The sequence below is a fragment of the Romboutsia sp. genome, from assembly GCF_051659545.1.
Lineage (GTDB): Bacteria > Bacillota > Clostridia > Peptostreptococcales > Peptostreptococcaceae > JBOFOR01.
Window position 1 is genome coordinate 1 of the sequence record NZ_JBOFOR010000211.1, and the last position, 6,113, is coordinate 6,113.

Here is a 6,113-nt window from a genome sequence, read left to right on the forward strand (position 1 = left end):
ATATCTAAAGTCGGGTACATACTTTTAATATCATCTATTATTCCATTTTGTACTAAACCTATATATTCATCATATGTTTTATTTTTATCTGGAATTGTATTAAAACTTATATTTATCACATTATACTTGTTTAAATGTTTATCATAACTATCTGATTTACTTATTTTCAAACTATCAAAAATGTCCTTTGAATCAACAGCCTTAGAATAATAAGCTCCAAGCATATCAGCAACTGAGGATTTTCCAAACCTTCTTGGTCTTGTTATACATAAATAGTTATTTGCCTTGTTAATTACATTATTACTTTTTTCCATTATCTATTTCTCCACTTTTACTAAGAAATAGGTTCCATATAGTCCTAAATCTATGCAATATCCCACAGAGTTATTAAATAATTTTTCTAAAATATATAATTTTAATAAATCCTTCGGATCAAAAGCCGGTCTTCCTGTAGTCTTATTATTAAGGACTTTTCGCACAATCTTCCGGGCGTCATAGTCAAGTCATTCCAGTGACTTGACTTGCTACTAAAAAAAGTAAGATATACATATTTATGTACATCTTACTTTCTTAATTTTCTCATCTTTATAAATTAAAGGCTGTATTTATTTCAGCAAATCCTGTATCTATTAACATTTTACTAAATTCAGTTTTGTCAATTAATCTTACTTGGTACTCTTTAGCTTTTTCTATTGCTTCCTCTGAAAATTTCTCTGCCGTTGTAACTACCCATGGTATATAAGTATATTCATCATCCATATTCTCTTTTTGATTTTTGTATTCTGAAATTTGATCTACTGCCCATTGTGAGGTAATACCACTATGATGTTTAACTTGTACATAAATTATTACCTTTATAGCTTCAAAAGTAGCTATAACATCTGCATCTGCTCCATTTTCTTTATTAGCTTCATTTTTAGCAGGTATATATACATCATCTGCTCCTATCTTCTCTAGATACCATTTAACTAATTGTTCAAGTTTAATTGAATCCAAATTTTCTTTAATGCATTTTTCTACACTACTTTGGATACTATCTGGTATTCTTGAGTGAAAAGTAGCTAATTCATTATTTTTCCATTCATCTTCTATTTTTTTTATTATATCACTTAAATCACTTATATCTGCATTAGTGTTACGTATTTTCATTCTAGATATAAGTGCTCCATCAAATATGAATTTACGAGGTATATTTATTGCTATAGGTTTGACTTTCCATATAAATCCTATATCCCTTACATTATTATTTTCATATATTTTGCCATCTTCACCTATGTTAAATCCTTTATCTATAAGTTTACTTGTTAGTACCTTCTTATTTATTATCATAGGTTTATCTTCTAATTCATATATAGAGAATATTCCCCAAGATGGTACTAATACCCAGTCACCTTTTTGGAATCTATTAATAAATCTCCATAAATTATGTCTAGTTTTCTTAGCCTCTCCCCATTTATTTATAAATTGTTTTTCAAAAAATGCCCAATCACCGTTGATAGTTTTTTCTAAGAATTTATTTTCGCAAAAATCAGAAAAACCTATTGATAGATAATTATTTTCTAATAGTGGATATGAAATATCTCTACAATGAGATATTCTATGTAACCATATATTCATATATATTACCCCTTTTCTATAGTTATAATATTTTTAGTTGTACCACACTTGATTATAATACATATGTTTACATATTATACCAAAATCCACATCAGCATAAGCTGTAACATATCGCATTTTATTTTTCCACATCATTACAAAATTTCCTCTATTACTTTTACATAAAAAAGAATCCAAGCAAATTATTCTACTTAGATTCTCGCATAGCAAGAACTTGACAAACTAGGTCAAGTTCATCACCCCCGGTCGAACTTCTGAGGCACGTAGTGGCTCAGTTGCTATCATATTTATACATGAAAAAGGCATTATCTTGGTTGTTAGATAATACCTTTTTATAGATAATATTTAATTTTCATTTATCATCTTTTCTATTATATTAGCTACTCTACTACCAATTGAGTTTTCCAGATTTAATAGGTCATCTTCATATAATTTTGCATTTTTTATTGCTATACTTATTTTGTCCTTAAATTCTTCAAACTTTAAGTTACTTTTATTATATCCACCTAAAATATTAGCTAATTCTTTTTCTACAAATCGTTTTGAATTTCTTGATTTAGATATTTTTCTATTTATTCTTATATCCTCTGAATCATATTCACTACAATCTGTTAGATGTAATAGTAGCCAAAATTCAAAACATGGATTAGTAATTCCTAAATTATAATTATTTTCCTTACATATTGAAATAACCTCATCATATTGAACCGTTTTAAAGCTTCCCTTATCTCTATCTATAATTATACATACTTCATCTATTTCATTATCATAATCTAGACTCGATTTAAGTGATTTAATTTCTTGAATAAAATACTCCAACTCTGCATCTTCTATTAAAATAATATTTACACCCTCAATAAAATCATCTATAGCATCACAATTTGATTCAGCCGTAAAGCACTTTTCTATTAAAAATAGAAGTCTATCCTTTATTTGAATATCTTTATCGTTTAATTTTGAAAAAATAATTTCTTTTAATTTTAGCTTTATCTCTTCATTAGATTGTTGCATAGAAACTATCTCATTTATATATTCATCCAAAGATTTAACCACATCTAGTTGATTAGATTTACTTTCATCATTTCTCTCTAGAATTTCAATATGAATTAAATCAGTTATCCCAAGTTCTTGCTTATTATTAGACATCTCTTCAAAATACTTCTTTTCGGTTTTTTCACCTTCAAATACAAAGATATACTTCTTCTTAAAATTTCTAACACTAGCATCACTTCTAGTACCCATTATTTTCTTTATTCTTAAACTCATATTTTTTCTCCTGTACTAGTTACTTTGTGCATAAAGTCTATTTAACTCATCTAAATTTAGATTTTTAAATGACGGTATAGCACCATATCTGCCTTCTAAGTAGGCTTTTACAATCTTTGTATCAAATCTAGGACTATAGTTTTCCAAAGAATATAATTCAGTACTTCCAGTTTTTGATTTTTGAGCAAACCAGATTTCATCTCTTCTTAGCAATTCTAAGTCTAATATTCTATCTTCATGCGTTGTAACTATTAATTGTACATTTTTAGACTCTGATAATTGTAAGAATAACTCTATAAACTTATGAGTTAAGTTCGGATGCAAACTTCTATCTATTTCATCAATAATAAACACCTTATCTTTTGAATTTAATAATATCTCTATTAAATCTAACAGCCTTCTAGTACCATCTGACTCTTCTGATAAATAAAAATCACAATCTTGATTTTCATGTTTGAATGATAGAGTCTTAACTTTTAAATTCTCATTCTTATCTAAAGTAATATTGTAGAATTGATTTATACCCCTTAGGTTAACAGCATTATGTTCATGCCTTTTTGTTATCAATTCATTTTTTATATTTTCTAATATTTCTTTTGGTAAATCATTTTTTATATCTTCTAAATCAGATTCAATCAGACTAAAGTTTGTTATGCCTGTTCCAAACATATTCAATGTTTTTACTATACTTTCATTAAAATCAATATCCTCACCTAACATATATTGAAAATTAGTTATTGGTGCTGAGGCAAAGTTTATATCTAAACAATTCATAAACCAATCAAATATATTTTTAAAAATTACAAATTCACTATTATTTTCATAAATATGTTCTTTATTTCTATTTAACTCATTTAATAATAATGTCTTTTTATTTAATCTATTGTCATCAAAATAAACGTTAAATCTCATATTATTAGAGCTGTCCTTAAAGTTAATACCTATGTCAAAAGTTTTATTTTCTATATCTCTTTCAAATATTACTTTTTCTTCTTTACCTGTTATATCATATAACCATTCGCCAACTATTTCTTTTTTGTTTATTATTACATTGAATCCATATGCATAATATTTATTGCCTATCATTATTTCATATTCAAAAGTTGTCTTTTCAAATTTATTATTTGTATTTCCTTTATTATAGTAGTCTCTTGATATATGATCTAATCCAAAAAGTATTATCTCTCTTGAATGATCTATAGCTTTAACTAAGTTGGATTTACCCGCAGCATTTGCTCCATATATAGTAGTAAATTTTAGTATATTTGTATTTGGAGTTTTCATTAAATGATTTTCTTTTGATCTTACTTTACCTGGAAACATAGAAAATTCTGTTATATTCTCAAATGAAAGAAAATTTTTCACATTAAATCTTAATAACATTTTATATACACCTCATTTTTAAATTGCATAAGTGATTTTTTCACTCTTAACTTATATTATATACTATTCTCAACTTATAATAAAGTTAATCATTTTTTTATTTATTTCTATATTTAGCTATTATTTTCCTGTACAAACTATTTTATTATTTTTTCTATTTACTCTTTAATCTGTATAACTGCTTTATCAAACTAAATATATACTCTAGTTCATCATCATTAGATATTTGTATTTCATAATCACCATTTCCCCAGTGACCTATATTAGTAACATCTCTCCCTATACCTTTACTATCATCTAAACTACCAAAGCTAGTATTTAGCCACATTTTTAATGCTCTTTTTTGTAGGTGTATATCTAACATAATTTTATTTTCATATGCAAATCCAATTTCTAGCTTCTTTGGTTTTATAGTAATAGCATCATCTAGTCCTAATATAAATTCCTTAATTGTATTATATAACTCTACAATCTCTTCTGAGGATTTGTTCAAATGTTCTTCTTCTGTATAAACTACTACTTCTTTATTTACTGTATTTATTTGCTCACTAGTTGTAGCTACTGTGTTAATAGATTCTTTTTGGTAGTTGTTAAATACAGGTGATACGAATATTACTTTTGATTGTGACCAGTCAACATCCTCTCTTTTTAGTGAGTTATTGCAGCTTTCGTTGTATTCTAATATGAATTCTGCTTTATTATTTAGCATTAGAGATAGATAGGCATATCCTTGATCTATTACACTAAAGTTAGATGTTTTTTTGTATTCTATTATTACAAAGGATTTGTTAGCTTCATCAAAGGCTAGTGTGTCTAGTCTAAAGTTATTGAAGTTGAATTCTCTTTTTACAAATTTTAATCCAAATATGTTTTCTAGATTATCTTCACATAGTTTATGTAGCTCTATTTCTTTTTTAAAAGGTTTTTCTTTTATCTCTTCCATTTTTCCGTTGTTTATTTGGTATAATAGCATTAATTTTTACTCCTTATTATTCCCTAGTTCATTTCATAATTATATTTTATCATAAAAATAAGCATCAGCTATACTGATACTTATTAGTTATTAATACTTACGATTCTAGTCTTTTAATTATTAATAATAGTAAGAACTTGACACTAAATATCAAGTTCTGCACCCCCGGCAGATTGTGCTAAAATCAACTTTTAAAGATTTAATTTTGAGCTAAATTGTAAAATATATAATCTAGCTCAATTTTCAATCTATATAAAATAGCACAAAGAGAGGCTATTATCTCTTTAACCCCTAAGATATTTATTACTCTTTTTAAATTGTAGCTAAAAAAGGCAAGACTAACTTCACCCTTGACTTTTTCTAAATTTCTAAGAAGTAAATACGTAAAATTCATACTTCTTTTTAGTGTTCCAAAAGGGTGCTCTACTATAGACTTTCTTTGTGAATATTTAGTTTTATCACTATTAATTCTATCAACCATATTATCTATAACATCACTATTTTCATCTCTAGTTATACTTCTTCCGGTCTTAGAACTAGTGCATTTATTTCTATTAATACAGTTATTACATGCATCTTGATTCATATATTTTTTTGACTTAGCATCAACTTTCTTTGTCTTTAAAAATAAAGTTTTTCCTTCTGGGCAAGTGTATGTATCTGTTTCTTTATCATATTTAAACTTATTAGAAAAATATCTACTATCACCTATTTTGTTTGAAAATACTGGTTTATAAATATACGTAACTATTTTTTCAGAATCACATTTTGCTATATCATTGCTATCATAATATCCTTTATCTGCTAACACTTCTAATTCGTCAACATTATAAAAGTCTTTAGTCTTTTTTGACATACTATATAATTGACCTTG

The 6,113-nt window shown here is 26.1% G+C and carries 6 protein-coding genes; all 6 read right to left on the bottom strand.

Going from position 1 to position 6,113, the window contains the following annotated elements; translation table 11 throughout:
• The coding region (locus ACRC03_RS11355; RefSeq protein ID WP_438652680.1) for an AAA family ATPase at nucleotides 1–314 on the bottom strand (314 nt) is incomplete at its 3' end.
• 271 nt (nucleotides 315–585) lie between these two features.
• Complete coding sequence (locus tag ACRC03_RS11360; protein ID WP_438652681.1) at nucleotides 586–1,617, bottom strand: restriction endonuclease; 1,032 nt, start codon at nucleotides 1,615–1,617, stop codon at nucleotides 586–588.
• 345 nt (nucleotides 1,618–1,962) lie between these two features.
• The gene (locus ACRC03_RS11365) at nucleotides 1,963–2,883 is read right to left on the bottom strand and encodes an RloB family protein (RefSeq protein WP_438652682.1); all 921 of its coding nucleotides are present in this window, start codon (nucleotides 2,881–2,883) and stop codon (nucleotides 1,963–1,965) included.
• 15 nt (nucleotides 2,884–2,898) lie between these two features.
• Complete coding sequence (locus ACRC03_RS11370) at nucleotides 2,899–4,266, bottom strand: AAA family ATPase (RefSeq protein WP_438652683.1); 1,368 nt, start codon at nucleotides 4,264–4,266, stop codon at nucleotides 2,899–2,901.
• Between the two features lie 154 nt (nucleotides 4,267–4,420).
• Nucleotides 4,421–5,239 carry a DUF5655 domain-containing protein gene (locus tag ACRC03_RS11375; protein ID WP_438652684.1) on the bottom strand — a complete coding sequence of 273 codons (819 nt, stop codon included), beginning with the start codon at nucleotides 5,237–5,239 and terminating at the stop codon, nucleotides 4,421–4,423.
• A 199-nt stretch (nucleotides 5,240–5,438) separates the two neighbouring features.
• Nucleotides 5,439–6,113 (bottom strand): transposase (locus ACRC03_RS11380; RefSeq protein ID WP_438652685.1); only part of this gene is annotated, 675 nt, incomplete at its 5' end.